The following is a 16746-nucleotide window of genomic DNA, read 5'->3' on the forward strand; positions in this document are numbered from 1 at the left end:
CCGATTAAGGGTTAAAATCAAAAGCCAAGGGTAGTAATTCATTAATGGTAATACTATGAAATATTGTTTCTTTATTACAGAGATGTACCATGGTATCAGAGGATGAAAACTCATGAATTCTTTGTCGGCATGCACCACAAGGAGAACATAGCAAATTGTTTGCAGCTAATACCACAATGCTTTTAATTTTTCGCTCACCTGCGGTAACCATATTACAAATCGCTGAAACTTCAGCACAGGTTGTTAGCCCATAAGAAATATTTTCTACATTGACCCCTGTATAAAAATTATTTTTATCAGTGCATATACAGGCAGCTACTGAAAATTTGGAATAGGGGGCATAAGCGTTGACTAGCACCTTATGCGCTTCATTAATCATGTTCGAAGTTAATTTATCCATTGTCACACCCTCATCATTGGCGTGCAGAATATACTAAATTAATACTGTGGTTTACAAGTACGAGAGGATAAATCCATTTGAAGATCTGGAGACGGTTCTTTCATTTTTACATCATGTGGCGTAAAGTGAAGTGGCCTGGTTCCATGATAAGGTTCTGGGGTAGGATTGGGCTCCAAAGTAATTTTTTTCTCCAAATCATTGCTCATTTGTTTGTAGCTTTCATCGATAGTGATATCAGGCTGAGAGTCGCCAAATTTCGATTCGATCCAATATTCAAACGCTAACGCTCCCACTCCAATACATACAATAGTTGTAACTATAAGTAAGGGTATAGTCATTACTGGAATAAAGAAAGCGACAGTAGTTGAGACTGCCGTAATGAATCCTATTAAACTTATGGATAAAGCATAAGACACATAGGCATTTTGGCGGTCTTTGGAAAAATTTTCTTCATGGCTGGGTGGATTATTTAATTTGTTGTACTCACCAATTGTCCAAACAATATTACTGCCAAAAAACAGCCATCCTGAAAGAACAAGCATTATTGGGGAAAAGATTGCCATCATGCTGATAGATGTTGCGACGAGCCCTAGAGCTGCGGCATAAAGATATTGTTCTTTAAATTGAGCAAACTCATACCACTCCTGCATCTTTTTATCTTGGCCTGGGTAAAAATGACTTGCAATAAACCACAAGCTATAGCCAACCAGGTAAAACAAAAGTGAAATTAGATTCAGAGCGGAAGAAACCACGGCAATGGGAAGGTATTTAATTTTTGAAATTACAAATCCAGATATAAAGAAATAATTACTTGCGTTATTTAATTTTGTATCATTGCTCACAAAATGGCATTCCAATTATTTTTTAGATTCATTTTACTTAAATCTATAGGTTTTATCCAGTAAACTGGGATTATGAACAAAATGTATAATTATTTGTATGTATACGGAATTAGATAATAAAAATGCAAGTCAAAAATCAATTTTAGTCAATAAGGAGGAACTCGATATATAGAAATCCTATTTAACATCAGCAGGTAAAATGATACGAACAAGCAAACCACCTTGCTCTCTATTTTTAGCAATAATTTCTCCTTGGTGTAATGCTACAGCCCTAGCTGCAATTGCGAGCCCAAGCCCATAGCCACCGGTTTTTTTTGTTCTGGAGGTATCCACGCGGTAGAAAGGATTAAATATTTTTTCCAGTTGATCTTCGGGAACCCCAGGTCCTTTATCATTAATATCAATATAAACTTGATCTTTGTTTTTATCATAGCTTGATGAAATCAGGACCTTTTCATCTGGAGGAGAATAGTGTGATGCATTACGAACAATATTTTCTATAGCTCTGTGTATTAGGCGTTGGTCAATATTTAATTCACAAGGTGTAATTATTCCAGCTTGTATTCTTATAGAATTGTGACTGAACTCATAATTGGCATCACTTATAACCTGTGCAAGCAAATCCGCGATATTTGTTTGGGATAAATGAAGTTCTGTTGTCGATTTTTCTAAACGAGCAAAATCGAGAATTTCGCCTATCAAATCATTAAGTCTGGATGTTTCAATTTCCATGCGGGCAAATTCATTATCAGCCAAATGCTTGGTTTTCTTTTTCCCTAATTCTATGGCGATTTTAAGTCGAGCCAATGGAGAGCGTAATTCGTGGGAAATATCCTGTATTAATCGTTCTTTGGAATGAACAAGCGCTTCTAATTGCTCGGCCATTCGATCGAATTCATTACTTAACTCCGCAATCTCATCTTTACTATGACCTCTGAAGCGACCAACCCGGGTATTTAAATTTCCTTTAGCGATAGATTTTGCTGCCATGCCTAATGAGCGTAAAGGTTGAGTTAAATAACGTGAGAGTAAATAGCAGATAAGCCCACTGATGAATATAGCCAGAGTTAAACGTATTGTCAGTCCAGCCCATGGAATTTGCACAAAATAAGAGATTGGCTTTTCACTGACAGCTGCTAGCCGGTAATATTTTCCAGAAGTTGATAGGATCTCATGGCTAACGACTAATTTCCCTGTTTTAAATATGCCATCACTTGGGAGTTCATCATTTATTAAATTTTCTGAAATTTTTTTTACGGCGTCAGGTGGTTTCTGTGCGCCAATGATTTCGCCGGTGCTGGTTAGTAAATACAGTGTCATATGACGAGAAAGGCCTATTTTATCAAGCCATTTCAAAAGTGCTGATTGTTGGCCTGACTCATAGGTTGCGACAGCTGCATTGGCATAGCTGTCCATGAACATTTCCTCTCGAGCTGGTTGTGATGATTTTTGTGCGATTTGGCTGGTAACCCATGCCGTAGTAAAAATAATTAAAATGGTGGCCAGCCAAAAAGAAACAAATATTTTCCAGTACAGACTACGCATTAAACATGTACCCAAACCCGCGGACAGTTTTGACTAAAGGTTCTCCCTGAGGATTATCGCCTAATTTATTTCGCAAATTGCTGATGTGAACATCGATACTGCGGTCATAAGCAGTGTATTTTCTTCCCAGAGCATATTCGGTGAGTTCCTCTTTGGAAAATGCTTGCCCTGGTGATTTGATTAACATCTCCAAAATATTAAATTCCGCATTGGTTAATTCAAGGAATTTTCCTCCCATAGTCACGTGGCGTTTGGAGCAATCCACAATGATATTATGTTGTTCAATAATAGGTTTGGGAGTTGGGATTTTTTGAGTGCGTCTTAAAATAGCACGCAGACGTGCAACTAACTCTCGTGGATTACAAGGTTTAGGTAAGTAATCATCTGCACCAATTTCTAACCCAACAATGCGATCGATATCATCACCACGAGCAGTTAACATCAATACAGGTGTTTCCAAATGCTCTCTTATTGCCTTTAATACTTCAAAACCATTAAGCTTAGGCAGCATGACGTCGAGTATAATGGCATCAAATACCTGATTTAAAGCTCTTTTAACGCCATTTTCTCCATCATGCACACATACTACATTAAAGCCTTCTGGTTCCAAATATTGGGTTAATAAATCTGTTAGTTCTGTGTCATCATCAATAATGAGAATAGAGCTGCTCATGAATTACTTATCCTTCAACAGTAGAATTTAGTTTCTCGGGACTTCTTTTATCGAGACATTCTAATAACTTTATTCTTCTCGAATCGGCATTAAGAACTTTAAATTCAAAATCATCTATGATTATTACTTCACCTCGTTGAGGTAAATAGCCGAATTTATTTAATACTATGCCACCAATTGTATCATAGGTTTCGTCACTAAAATCAGCGTTGAGCTGTTCGTTAAATTCTTCTATTGGAGTATGGGCTTTGATGATATAGCAGTGTCCTTCATGTGTTTTAATATAGGCGTCTTCATCGATATCAAATTCATCTTCTATGTCACCGATTATTTGTTCAATGATATCTTCAATGGTAACGAAACCTGACACCTCTCCATATTCATCAACAACAATAGCCATATGATTTCTATTACTTCGAAATTCACTAAGCAGACTATCAAGACGTCTGCTTTCAGGTACAAAAGTTACCTGGCGGCAGATGTCCAATAAATCAAATGATTCCATATTTTCTGGTTGATATTTTAACAAATCTTTTGCGTGCAAAATGCCAACCACTTCATCAGAATTTTCACCCGTTACAGGAAAACGTGAATGTCCCGTTTGAGTTACAATAGATATAATATGCTTAAAATCATCATCCTTATTAATGCAAACCATTTGATTTTTAGGCAGCATTATGTCTCGAACACGCATTTTTGAGAAAAGGATAGCTCCCTCAATCATTGCGAGGGTCTCTGAATTAATCAGGGAGCGTATTTGCGCGTCTCTTAATAAACTGACCAATTCTTCCTGATTTTGTGGCTCTCCTTGTAAGAACTGTTTTAAACGAGAAAACCACGACCCACCATCTTCCAATTTATTCAAGTTCATTTTCCTCGACTTCATATGGATTAGCATAACCTAATTCAGCTAGTAATTTAGCTTCGAGCATTTGCATAATAGAGGCTTCTTCATCTTTTATATGATCATACCCTAATAAATGCAACACTCCATGAATCAGGATTAAAGACCAATGTGCATGGAGCGATTTATTGAATTGAGCACTTTCTGCAAGCAACACTTCAGGGCAAATAACGACGTCACCCAAAAGAGGACATTCCAGTTCAATGTTCGCCGGTAGTGAGCAAGGAAATGCAAGAACATTGGTTGGTTTGTTCTTCTTTCTATAGGTATGGTTAAGATAAGTCATTTCTTCAACATCAACCAGACGAACTGTTAGCTCAGCATCCTGCTTATGATCTCTTAGAGCTAGTGATGCCAGCTTGGTGATTTCATCTTCACTCAAGGGCAATAATTTCCCTGTAGCATTTTGTATGTCAATGTGATAGGTCATTTTTTAATCCTTTCCATCTCATTATCATAGCAATCTACGATTTTTGAAACCAAAGGATGTCTGACGACTTCACGACTGGTAAATGTATGAATGCTGATATCAGGAAAATGTCTGAATAATTGAATGGCATGCGCAAGGCCCGAGTCAATGCCTTTAGGCAAGTCGACTTGAGTGATATCACCTGTGATGACTGTTTTAGAGCCAAAGCCCATGCGTGTCAAAAACATTTTCATTTGCATGATAGTGGTGTTTTGAGCCTCATCCAGAATAATAAAAGATTCATTTAAAGTTCTGCCCCTCATGAAAGCTAATGGGAGAATTTCAATGATATCTGTTTGAATCAGTTTTTGAGTTTCTTTAAAGCCTATCATTTCATACAGTGCGTCATAGATAGGCCTTAAGTAAGGTAAGACTTTTTCTACCAGATCGCCGGGAAGAAAACCGAGCTTTTCACCCGCTTCTACAGCAGGCCTTACAAAAATAAGTCTTTGTACTTCGCCTTTTTCAAAACATTCTATTGCTTTGGAAACAGCCAGGTAGGTTTTACCAGTCCCAGCCGGCCCTACGGCAAATGTAATATCATGCGTATTAATAGAATCCAGATATGCGGCTTGTTTGCTGTTACGTGCAGAAATTGATTTTCGAGATAATCTGATATGGTGAGTCATTGCTGTTTGATAATCCTCATTGATTAAGACTCGTAGAGTTTTGGTATCTATAGGTTCGCTAGTTAAAGGATACAATAATTTTAATACTTTTTTTATCTCTTCAAAATGCTCACCTGATTGGCCACATATTATCATGCTATGATTTTTGATCTTTATTGAAACCTTGAAGTGCTGTTCTAAAATTTTTAAGTTACTGTGCAAAACCCCACACAGGTTTGCGAGTTCCCTGGTATTAAGAGGTGGTAATTTGATTATTTCACTGTTTAATGTACTACTCAAAGTTTTTATTAAAGATTAATGACCATACTTAAAGAATAGTGCAAAAGTACTATGTTGTGCAAGTTGTTCAAAGAAAAGGATAGTTTAGTCTTTACAACATCATATTTTTACCTGGTTTTTCTTATATAGAATTGGGTATTTTGAATGGATCCCGTATAAAAAGCTTTGCTTTTTTACGGGATAACGTGCGTTTAGCGACATAAAAGTCATAAAAGCCTTTTATGTCGAACTCACGTTAATTATGCTATACTTCGATTTTTTTAAATTAGCTGCAATTTATGATCGATCTTCATTGTCATAGTTCTTTTTCAGACGGTGCACTGACTCCAGAAGAACTAATAAAAAGAGCGAGTACTTTACAAGTTGAATGCCTATCTCTTACTGATCATGATACTGTTGCAGGATATGACGCTTTATATGACGCTGCAGTCCATACAAACATTAAAATAGTTAAAGGGATAGAACTCAGTACTCGTTGGAAGAAGTATGACATTCATATACTTGGTTACCAAATTAATCACACAGCAGAATTAAAAGAGTTAATTGCTCATCAAAATAAAAGTCGAATAGAGCGTGCTGAGAAAATTGGAGAATCCTTGCATTCGGTTGGTATTGACAATGCTTATGAAAAAGCCAGTCTTTTGGCAGGCCACAAACGGGTGGGTCGACCCCATTTTGCCCAAGTACTGATTAATGAAGGGAAGGCAAAAGATATGAAGTCGGCTTTTAAAAATTACCTCGGGAGAGGCAAGTGCGCCTATATACCTACCTTATGGATTAGCATGCACGATGCGGTCAAAGGTATATCTCATTCTGGTGGACAGGCTGTAATTGCTCATCCACTTAAATATGGATTGACGCGTTCAAAATTGCGTGACTTAATCACGGAGTTTAAAGAGGCTGGAGGTGTTGGCATGGAAGTCGTTTCTGGAGAAATGACAACTGTACAAATTCAAGAAATGGCCGGGATGTGTGAGCGATTTCATTTGCTCGCTTCATCAGGATCAGATTACCATAGTGACGCTCAATCTTGTATAAATCTGGGGCGCCAGAGACAATTACCAATAATATGCACGCCTATTTGGCAAGAATGGAACATGAAACAGGGGACTTTATGAGTCAGTTTTTTGCTTTACATCCAGATAATCCTCAAGCACGCTTGTTGAGAAAAGCAGTTTCAATTATTGAAGAAGGGGGGCTTATCGTTTACCCGACAGATTCTGGCTATGCTTTGGGCTGTAGTTTGGGCAATAAATCAGCCCTGGAGCGTATTCGCCGCTTACGCCAATTGGATAAGCATCATAATATGACCCTGGTTTGTCGTGACTTATCCCAGTTAGGTACTTATGCAAAGGTTTCTAATCCAATTTTTAGATTATTGAAGGCTTTTACTCCAGGCTCTTATACCTTTATTCTTAATGCTACACATGAAGTGCCTCGTTTGATGCTCCACCCAAAACGAAGAACATTGGGGTTAAGAGTACCTGATAACACGATTACTTTGTCTTTATTGGAGTGTCTGGAAGCCCCTTTAATGAGCACCACTTTAATTTTACCAGGAGCTGAAGCGCCATTAAGCGAGCCTGAAGCAATTAAAGATTTATTAGGCAACCAAATTGATTTAATAATTGATGGTGGAAATTGTGGTCATGAACCCACTACAGTAGTAGATTTAACTGGAGATTATCCGATAATTATAAGAGAGGGAAAAGGAGATCCTGAACCCTTTAAGTAATGGAATACAGTCGCGGTTTTGTTAGTATTTAGTAAAAGAGAATTTTATGTGCTCCTACCAGACTAGAGCTGACACCATTGAATTTTATTTTGTCCAGTTAGCTTTTGATTATTAATCTCATGTCTCTAATCTTGATAAAATTTGGATAAAATATGATTGAAGCAAGCATCAGGTTAGAATTCAGGGAATAAAGAAATTTTTGTATTTGAAATAATTGATTAATTTATAACAAGAAGAGGAAATTGATGTCAGCACTGTTTACTTCCAATAAGCGAGTCGTTTCTGGAATGCGGGTCAGTGGAAGATTGCATTTAGGTCATTATCATGGTGTTTTAAAAAATTGGATAAAATTACAACATCAATACGATTGTTTCTTTTTTGCAGCAGATTGGCATGGCCTAACAACACAATATGAAGACCCCAATTTTATTGAAAAACACCTCTGGGATATGATTATTGATTGGCTAGCTTGTGGAGTTAATCCAGGCTTGTGTAAGATATTTATTCAATCCTGGGTTCCAGAGCATGCTGAATTACATTTACTTTTGTCCATGATCACTCCTTTAGGTTGGTTGGAGCGAGTTCCTACTTATAAAGATCAGCAGGAGAAATTAAAAGAAAAAGATTTATCAACCTATGGTTTTTTGGGATATCCATTACTACAAAGTGCTGATGTACTTTTATACCACGCGGATTATGTTCCAGTGGGTGAAGACCAAGTGGCTCATATTGAGTTAACACGAGAAATAGCCCGAAGATTTAACTATCTTTATGGTAGAGAGGCTAATTTTGAGGAGCTGGCTGCTGCAGCAATCAAAAAGATGGGTAAAAAGAATGGGAAAATTTATACCGAATTACGCAGACAATTTCAGGAGCATGGCATCCACGAATCGATTAAGACAGCACAAGCGCTTTTAGAAGATCAGCCTAATTTGTCGATTGGAGATAAAGAGCGATTGTTGGGATATTTGGAAGGAAGTGGCAAAATTATATTAAACGAACCACAGCCTTTGCTTACGGAAACTGCAAAAATGCCTGGTCTTGATGGGCAGAAAATGTCCAAATCTTACCATAATACGATCATGCTAAGAGATGAGCCAGCTTTAGTTGAAAAGAAAATTCTGACTATGCCCACGGATCCGGCGCGTGTTAAACGTACAGATCCAGGAGAGCCTGAAAAATGTCCTGTTTGGCAATTCCATAAAGTGTATTCTAATGAGGAAGTAAAAGATTGGGTGCAAAAAGGTTGCCGAACAGCAGGAATTGGTTGCGTTGACTGTAAGAGACCAGTGATTGGTGCTATCCATCAAGAACTTAAACCAATACAGGAAGCGATTTCAGATTATGAAGCTGATTTAGGTTCGGTAAAACGTATTGTAGCGGAAGGAAGCGAAGCGGCCAGAGAAGAAGGAAACAAGACTTTAAATACGGTCAGAGAAGTCATGGGGCTTGATTATTAATGAATATCGATTTGCAGCCTGCGCCTGTAGTCAAAGCGGTGGTGGATGGTAAGGAAATTACTCAGTTTCCAGAGGATTTATATATTCCTCCTGATGCATTGGAGGTATTACTGGATTCTTTTACCGGGCCATTAGATTTATTGCTGTATTTAATCCGCAAGCAAAATATTGATATTCTTGATATTCCCATGACAAGTATAACCAACCAGTATTTACAATATATCCAGCTCATGGAAAATCGAAGAATGGAGCTGGCTGCCGAGTATTTATTAATGGCTGCCATGTTAGCTGAAATCAAGTCACGTTTATTATTGCCAGTTACACCAGATTCAGAGGAGGAGGAAGAAGATCCACGTATGACTCTGGTAAGACAGTTGCAAGCTTATGAGCAAATAAAACAAGCGGCTGAATTATTGGATGGATTGCCAAGACAAGACAGAGATAATTTTACAATTCAGGTTAATCCAGACGAGGTTGAAGCAATTAAAGTTTATCCTGAAGTTGAGTTATCTGAGTTAGTCGAGGCTATGAAAATTTTGCTAAAACGTGAAGAGCATTATTCCAAACATCAAGTTTCCAGGGAATTAATGTCTGTTCGTGAACGAATGAGTCGTATTCTCTTTCAATTGCAGCATCAAAAAATTTTGGAATTTGGCCAATTATATACTCTTGAAGAGGGAAGGATGGGATTGGTTGTGAGTTTTTTAGCTATTCTTGAACTGGCTAAGCAGTCTTTATTGATCATTACGCAAACTCAGCCATTTTCACCTATACATTTGCAGGCTGCATGAGATGATTGACAATGAATTAAAAAATATTGTTGAAGCTTTGGTATTATCCAGTAATGAGCCCGTTACTTTAGAAAAAATACAAGAAACCTTTGATGAGTGGCAAAGACCAACACTAGAAGATTTGCAGGCTATAATAGAGAGCTTAAAGGTAGATTATTCTTACCGTGCTTTTGAGCTTATCCAGGTTGCAGGTGGTTTTAAGGTACAAACAAAATCCAAATATGCCACTTGGGTTGCTCGTCTCCAAATCGAGAAGCCAGCAAAGTATTCGCGCGCACTGCTTGAAACTTTGGCAATAATTGCTTACAAGCAACCTGTTACGCGCGCTGATATTGAAGACATTAGAGGAGTTGCCGTTAACAGCCAGATTATAAAAACGTTAATGGAAAGGGAATGGATTCGTATAGCAGGCTATAAGGATGTAGTAGGAAAGCCAGCTGTTTATACAACGACAAAAGAATTTTTAAATTACTTTAACTTAAATTACTTAAGTGAACTTCCTCCCTTACCTGAAATAATGGATACATTAACCTTGCACGAGGCAACCCAACCTATAAAAGAGTGTACGCAAAATGAGCAGTGAAAGATTACAGAAAATATTAAGTCAAGCCGGACTTGGATCTCGTCGTGAAATGGAGCGGTGGATTGATAATGGTTGGGTGCAGGTTAATGGCAAACCAGCTAAACTGGGAGATTCCGCTGGCCCTAGTGATAAAATTAGCGTCAAAGGAAAGTTGATTCCCAACCCTTTAAAAAGCAAACAAAACATCCGGGTTCTTCTTTACCATAAACCTGTCGGTGAAGTATCCAGTCGACATGATCCAAAATTTGAAAAAACAGTATTTGATAATTTACCGCATCTTAGACAGGGGCGTTGGGTGCAAGTGGGGCGCTTGGATTTAAATACTTCCGGCTTGCTCATTTTTACTAATAATGGCGAATTGGCTAACCAACTCATGCATCCCAAGTATGGTTTGGAAAGAGAGTATGCCGTACGAGTTCATGGTCAAGTCAGCCAGGAATCTTTAAATAACTTATTGAAAGGGGTTATGTTGGATGATGGTTTGGCAAAATTTACCAAAATTCAATTTCGTGGAGGAGAAGGAACAAATTCCTGGTACCATGTGACCCTTAATGAAGGAAGAAATAGAGAAGTACGTCGATTGTGGGAGTCTCAAGGTGTTGAGGTTAGTCGATTAATAAGAATCCGTTATGGCATGCTTACAATGCCCAGATTTTTATCCAGAGGGCAGTTTTATGAACTTACCCCAAAAGAAGTGACTGAATTTCTTGATTCATTACCCAACGAATTGTCTTAAATGATTTAAAATCAGATGTTAGATTTCGTTGTATTCACTATATCAACTGTCTTGAAAAGAATGATGACTTTCTGGACAGTTATTTTTGATTAATCCTATCCTCACATGTATAAACATATTCAAAGTTGAAGAAATTTTAGGGAACGAAAATTTAACATCTGAAGAAGCACTGGAGCAATTTACATGGCTTTCCAAAAAATGCTGAATCCAGATCTGAAAATCTACGCAAGATTATTTGCCCATGAGTTTGAAAAGAGAAGTAATGCCTAATTCATCAAATGTTTTAAGGCATATGGAAAATCACTTTGCCTTGACTACCTGTGAAGATATAAAAAATATCATGCAACCTTTGCTCATAAAACATGGTATGACAGTCTTTAATTATTATCGAATTTACTTTGATAGTACTGTCATTAGACTCTCCACAGACCAAAAATGGACTGAGCATTATTTTAAAATGAACTATCTGGAGACACTGACTATTCCAGAATCCTATTTAAAAAAACCGCTGAATTATTATTTATGGCTAACGGATGACTGTCCTTTGATGCTCCAAGATGCAGCAATAAATTTCAACATGGCCAATGGTATATCTATTGCTAAAATAAACCATGATTCTATAGAATATTTTTGTTTTGCAAGTACACGTGATAATACAAGTATTGTTAATAACTTTTATCTCAATAATCTGGATGTTCTAGAACAATATAGTCTTTACTTTAAAGATCAATTTAATTCAATAATAAGTCAATTCGAAAAAAATAAAATAATACTCCCCTATAATGCTACTTGTTGTCAGAGCAACAAAATTAATAAGGAATTAAAAAGATCCCTTCTTTCTCCTCGTCAAAAGGACTGTGCAAAACTCTTATTGCAAGGAATGAGTTATAAGGAAATTGGGAAAATACTCCAATTATCAGCTAGAACTGTTGAAACCCACGTTAATCAATTAAAAACAAAATTGGGATGTGATAATAAAGCTGAATTGATTCTTCAATTGAACGGAATAATTACAAGATAAATAGCTATTTTATCCGTGATTTTACGGATATTCTCTGAATGTTACTTTAAGTATTCTTTATGTTTTTATACAAGAGAGTACTTAAATGCAGAATAAAGTTAAATTCCCAATTCCTTTTCTAATTGGACAGCAGCATTGCTTCTCGTCTCTACGTAAGGCTTTATCAAAGAGTAGAAATAGTCCCCGAACAAAAAAGCTTAATCACATTTGTGTGTAAATATGGCTTGAGAGGATATTCGAATACGGCAAGGCCTGAGTTTTTTCTTTGCTATGCCCATAATTTATAAAATTTTGAAAATATTATTTCAAGACTGATCATTGGGTGCAGAAAAAATTGAAGGTGAATTGAAATTGCGATAACGCGTCAAAAAGAGAATGTTGTAAATGAAAGAAAAAATGATATTAGACAAGTCAAATATTATAAATGCTATTTTTAGTAATCTTTCGGCAGATGAAATCAGGAAAGTCAAAGGCGTATCGCATGCTTTTTATGACCGGGCCACTGAGTATTTAACAGGTCATCTCGAGAATGAAAATTTTCACCTTAACAGAGTTATTCCACCTTCTGATGCGATACAAAGAGAGCAAAAAATTGAATTTTGTGCTAAATCCTTGCAAGCACTTATTTGTAGTATATCTGAAGGAGAAGAGGGAAAGTCTGAGAATTTGCATAAATTTAATAATATGATGGAAAAAATACGCAGTGCTGTACAATCTAACCTGGGTTTAAGTCGTGTTCAACGAGAAACATATGAAACTTTCCATCCTATTTATGTCAAACTCGGAGCGCCCAATTTTCCAATTAATGACGAGGGGGAACTTGATCCAGGCAGCATTGTTTATCGAACTGATCATGTTAAGGGGAGAGATGAAAGAAAATCATCATGGCTAGTATTGTTGAAAGATGACTCAAATGAAGACGGACTTTCCATTTGTTTTGATACTAAATTTCGTAAATATCTACTACACATAGATGGTGCAGGTCATGTTACCTCTCAATTAACACTTAGATGGAATGCTATTTATGACGATTTATTGCCTGACACTGTTATGCAGCAACCACTTAGATCTTTTACTCCCTGGCAGCGGCATGCTGAGGCAAATTTTTTTAATGGACGTTCAACCAATAAAATATTGGGGTTATTAACAAAAAATTACCCGGAAATATTCAACTATGATCCTACCTCTTATTTTAAAGAGGAACCTGTCTTTAGTGTTGAATTAAATAGAAATGCTCCAAAAAAGCTATCAACAGATAAAAAGAATATTTACTTAACTTTAGATGAATCTTTTTTTAAAACGCCAAATGGTTTTGAGAATGGTTTAAACAGACAGCCAATATTGGCTGTGATAAAAACAAACTCCTCACTCAGAGGAGATTGTTTTTCTGTGGTACCAGCCATTTACGAAAAACAGAAGCTTCATATTCTAATTAAGGGACATCAACAGCAAACTAAGGTAGTTGATGTTTTTCATGCAAATTTTAAAACAGGAGAACTCCTGTCATGGGAGTTGCTTGACGATGTTTTAATTTTCGGAGAACCCTCGACAGAGTACAAACCTGCATTAACTGATTTAAATCTTTTATCCGATCAACAATCCGAGTTAATGTCTCATGTTTCAACGGCACCAATGGTAAGAGGAAGCGGGCCTGGCGCCCGACAGTATTGGTTAAATGGGTTTTTCAAAAGCACAGTTTATAGTGAAATGATTGTAATAGCTGAAATTTTCAATAGACGGTTTATGAGCACACCGTTAGCGTCCTTGGAGCAAACACTTAATCATTCAGATGCAACAAAAAGCTTTTATCGATTGCAATTTAGTCGTCAGGAATTAGAAAAGGCTAAAGAGTTTGTTTTTCAGTTGGCTATCCCCAATGAATTTTCCAAGCAAGAAGATTTTGACTTTTTTTATGGTGAGCACGGCAATAAATTAGAAGAAACAACAAAGCTTGCTATTCTCATGTTAAAAAGAATGGTGCCCAAAGAGTTTCATCATAAAATTCGTATTGGTATTAATATGTGCTGCCCTGCTGCATCAGTGGAAAACATTGGTTCAGGCTTTGGTTTGCGTAATAAGCCTGATTTTATAGAGCGCATTGTTAAAGCGATAAAGGATGCTGATTCAAACTTGAAAGTTGAATTTAAAACTTTAATGTTATCACATGAAGACGGCTATGGTGATGGTGATCAAATATCTGGTAATACAAAAAATATCTCGGAAATTCAGAATGAATGTCTCACACGAATAGTTTATAAAACGAAGGCTAATAGATTGGTGTATCAAGGAAAGCCACGCAATATTGAAACTTATAACGTAGATGCAGTGTCGTGTATTATTAGAGAGGTCAATACACCAAAGGAATTCCAGTTTGGGTATAGCGGAATGGTAGCTACTATTACAAATCATGATATAAACCAATTAGGTTATAAGGTTGTCGGTGAGCCACATTACAGTGTACAAAGTATTCTTGAAAAAATTAAAAAACAATTAGGGGAAGTTCCAATTGAATTTGAAGTGATGCTAGGTCGAGTTTTGCTAGGCTCAGCATGGGTTTTACAAGGAAGATATGCCAGTGATGCAGAAATTCTTCTACATACGTTGTTTCAGGCAGCGATTGAGCAAGAATGGGCCAGGGGGATGGGGCGATATGGTATTGATATATATCAAATTCAAGTTCTATATAATATTCGACATATAACTAATGATAATTATAGGAATTCTCTAATTAATAAAATATTTAATGCTCAATCTACAGAGGAAATAATTGATAAGATATTTGAACTATACTTCAGCATTAAGAAGAAAGGGGAATGCAATATTTTACAGCTTCAAAGACTTGAAAAAGCGGTATTTGCTGCAATACCTAATAGCAAAGCTCTTCAACAATATAAATTAATTACAGAGTCAAACTCAAAATCGAGGGCAGGTTTTCAATTTTTCTCAAATAAAGATAAGAAGCAAACACTAGAGGAAAAATCTGTCTTCACTCCTTAAGATAGTATTGTAAATTAAAGTATGGTTGATATTGATAGTTACATTAGATAGTTATTCATGGTTTAAAAAGTTCTTAACAGGAAATAATGAGAAAGATGAAAAACAATGATAAGTCTGTTATTACTGTTGATTTAAATGATCCGGTGAAGAGTCTGGAATATCTTGAAGAGGCTTTCCAGATTGGTACTTTTATTCTAAAAAATTCGCCGGTAAATTTCAAAAGATTAGCGAAAGTTTTATCTGATCTGGACACATTTTACAATTTGGATTTTAAAACTAAAATCGATATTTCCGGACAAATTTCTGGCGGTGGTGCAACCAGAGGCTATTTTCCACTGGGTGTAGAAAGTGGTCTTGTTGATGTATTTGAAAAAAAGGAATCTTACTCGTTTGGGTGGCCTGATAATGAAATCCCGGATTCAGATGCCTCAAATTTATCATTAGTTGCTCCCAATATCTATCCTGATCATGGTTATATCAACCCAGATGATATTAATGGATTGATAAAAGATTTTGCCAATGCAGCAAAAAAATTATCCAGGTTAATTGAAATCATCCTCTTCAATGGAAAAACTGTCTTACCGATCGATGAATCTTCAGATTTTCAATCGTTGTTACGAAGCTTCAGGTATTACAAAAAGACAGAATTTGACCCTCCTAATACAGGAGCAAATTCGCTTCACACAGATTGGAACCTGATTACTTTGGTATATGCAGATGCAGATGGGTACCAATATAGAGATAATGAGGGTAACTTTCAAAACATAATCCCTGAAATGGAAGATTGCCTTATAGTTAATTTTGGAGATTTTTTATCAGCTTGGACTGGTGGAAAAATTGTTAGTCCTTGGCATCAGGTAGTTGAGGCAAAGAAAAAAGATGTAAGAAATTCTTTAGTCTTCTTCTATTATCCAGCAGCCTCTAGCTCAGCTGTTAAAAATCCTATATATAATCAAGGTGAGCCTCTTAGTTTGTTCGTTGATCAGTCTGATCCTTTAAATAGGTTATGGGACTTTTCTAAAATAGAAACCATGAATGAAATGTATGCGGGAAAGTGGAAACAAGTGAGTAGAAAATAGGATTCAGCTTAAGTCATTAAGCAATGATTATCATAACAAAAAATAAAAAAATACCCTTGGCTGGTATATTTTTTGTTCCCCAAAAAAATAGGGTTATGCTGTATATTAGGAATCATTGTTCTCTTCTAATCTCAAGAGGGATTAGATTTTAGTATATTTACAAATGAGCTCACTTGTCTCAAGAATATGGCCTTGCATAGCATATTCAACGTCTTTCTTTGTTGCTTTTTCATCCAGAGATAAAAAAGTATCCAAAGCATATAACCTAAAATAATATCGATGTGTTCCGCTTGGTGGGCATGGTCCGCCGTAACCTGTTTTGCCCCAACTATTCTTAACGCTTATCGCTGAGTCGGGTACATCTATCGCTGCATCCAGTTCGTTATAACTTGCCGGTATGTTGAATAAAACCCAATGAACCCATAATCCTCCTAACGCATCCGGATCATCCATAATTATGACAAAGGATTTGGTATTTGGCGGAGCGTTTTCCCAAGCAAGCGGTGGAGGACAATCCAATCCATGGCAAGTAAATTCATCAGGAATAAAATCGTTATGCTCAAATGCCGGGCTTGTTAGTAATAAACTCAAAATACTCTCCTT

Annotated in this window: 17 protein-coding genes; 9 read left to right on the top strand and 8 right to left on the bottom strand. The window is 36.6% G+C overall.

Annotated features, from left to right (window positions below; genetic code table 11):
- Positions 1-4 precede the first annotated feature (4 nt).
- From cdd to LPG_RS07220, 7 genes are all read right to left on the bottom strand, one after another.
- Positions 5-400, bottom strand: a complete 396-nt coding sequence (cdd, locus tag LPG_RS07190; protein WP_010947164.1) for a cytidine deaminase — start codon at positions 398-400, stop codon at positions 5-7.
- Positions 401-438: 38 nt separating this feature from the next.
- Positions 439-1242 (bottom strand): hypothetical protein, encoded by an 804-nt coding sequence (locus LPG_RS07195; RefSeq protein ID WP_016356900.1) that lies wholly within the window; start codon positions 1240-1242, stop codon positions 439-441.
- Between the two features lie 177 nt (positions 1243-1419).
- Positions 1420-2787 (bottom strand): two-component system sensor histidine kinase CpxA, encoded by a 1368-nt coding sequence (cpxA, locus tag LPG_RS07200; protein ID WP_016356901.1) that lies wholly within the window; start codon positions 2785-2787, stop codon positions 1420-1422.
- The gene (cpxR, locus tag LPG_RS07205) at positions 2780-3460 is read right to left on the bottom strand and encodes a two-component system response regulator CpxR (protein ID WP_010947167.1); all 681 of its coding nucleotides are present in this window, start codon (positions 3458-3460) and stop codon (positions 2780-2782) included. Before cpxR ends, cpxA begins: the two co-directional genes overlap by 8 nt.
- 7 nt (positions 3461-3467) lie before the next feature.
- A complete protein-coding gene (locus LPG_RS07210) occupies positions 3468-4358 on the bottom strand; it encodes an HlyC/CorC family transporter (protein WP_010947168.1) in 891 nt (296 codons plus the stop codon).
- The gene (gene ybeY / locus LPG_RS07215; protein WP_010947169.1) at positions 4318-4794 is read right to left on the bottom strand and encodes an rRNA maturation RNase YbeY; all 477 of its coding nucleotides are present in this window, start codon (positions 4792-4794) and stop codon (positions 4318-4320) included. Before ybeY ends, LPG_RS07210 begins: the two co-directional genes overlap by 41 nt.
- Positions 4791-5597, bottom strand: coding sequence for a PhoH family protein (locus LPG_RS07220; protein ID WP_025862363.1), 807 nt, complete (start codon positions 5595-5597; stop codon positions 4791-4793). The genes ybeY and LPG_RS07220 overlap by 4 nt, the downstream gene beginning before the upstream one ends.
- 422 nt (positions 5598-6019) lie before the next feature.
- On the opposite strand from LPG_RS07220, the gene LPG_RS07225 reads away from it, so the two are divergent.
- The 9 genes from LPG_RS07225 (at position 6020) to LPG_RS07265 (ending at position 16143) form a co-directional block, all read left to right on the top strand.
- Positions 6020-6859 carry a PHP domain-containing protein gene (locus LPG_RS07225; RefSeq protein ID WP_016356902.1) on the top strand — a complete coding sequence of 280 codons (840 nt, stop codon included), beginning with the start codon at positions 6020-6022 and terminating at the stop codon, positions 6857-6859.
- Positions 6856-7476, top strand: a complete 621-nt coding sequence (locus LPG_RS07230; protein WP_011215625.1) for an L-threonylcarbamoyladenylate synthase — start codon at positions 6856-6858, stop codon at positions 7474-7476. Before LPG_RS07225 ends, LPG_RS07230 begins: the two co-directional genes overlap by 4 nt.
- A 245-nt stretch (positions 7477-7721) precedes the next feature.
- A complete protein-coding gene (locus LPG_RS07235) occupies positions 7722-8936 on the top strand; it encodes a tryptophan--tRNA ligase (RefSeq protein ID WP_016356903.1) in 1215 nt (404 codons plus the stop codon).
- Positions 8936-9727 carry a segregation and condensation protein A gene (locus tag LPG_RS07240; protein WP_010947174.1) on the top strand — a complete coding sequence of 264 codons (792 nt, stop codon included), beginning with the start codon at positions 8936-8938 and terminating at the stop codon, positions 9725-9727. The genes LPG_RS07235 and LPG_RS07240 overlap by 1 nt, the downstream gene beginning before the upstream one ends.
- 1 nt (position 9728) lies before the next feature.
- Positions 9729-10310, top strand: a complete 582-nt coding sequence (gene scpB, locus LPG_RS07245; protein ID WP_016356904.1) for an SMC-Scp complex subunit ScpB — start codon at positions 9729-9731, stop codon at positions 10308-10310.
- Complete coding sequence (gene rluB / locus LPG_RS07250) at positions 10300-11046, top strand: 23S rRNA pseudouridine(2605) synthase RluB (protein WP_010947176.1); 747 nt, start codon at positions 10300-10302, stop codon at positions 11044-11046. The genes scpB and rluB overlap by 11 nt, the downstream gene beginning before the upstream one ends.
- 262 nt (positions 11047-11308) lie before the next feature.
- Positions 11309-12067, top strand: a complete 759-nt coding sequence (locus LPG_RS07255; protein ID WP_025862362.1) for a LuxR family transcriptional regulator — start codon at positions 11309-11311, stop codon at positions 12065-12067.
- Positions 12068-12451: 384 nt separating this feature from the next.
- Positions 12452-15064, top strand: coding sequence for a lpg1449 family Dot/Icm T4SS effector (locus tag LPG_RS07260; protein WP_010947178.1), 2613 nt, complete (start codon positions 12452-12454; stop codon positions 15062-15064).
- 95 nt (positions 15065-15159) lie between these two features.
- Entirely contained in the window at positions 15160-16143 is a 984-nt protein-coding gene (locus LPG_RS07265) for a 2OG-Fe(II) oxygenase family protein (protein ID WP_025862361.1), read from the top strand.
- Between the two features lie 141 nt (positions 16144-16284).
- Here the strand turns inward: LPG_RS07265 and LPG_RS07270 are convergent, their stop codons facing one another.
- Entirely contained in the window at positions 16285-16734 is a 450-nt protein-coding gene (locus tag LPG_RS07270) for a YbhB/YbcL family Raf kinase inhibitor-like protein (RefSeq protein ID WP_016356906.1), read from the bottom strand.
- Positions 16735-16746 lie beyond the last annotated feature (12 nt).

Origin of the sequence: Legionella pneumophila subsp. pneumophila str. Philadelphia 1 (assembly GCF_000008485.1) — a bacterium.
Classification (GTDB): domain Bacteria; phylum Pseudomonadota; class Gammaproteobacteria; order Legionellales; family Legionellaceae; genus Legionella; species Legionella pneumophila.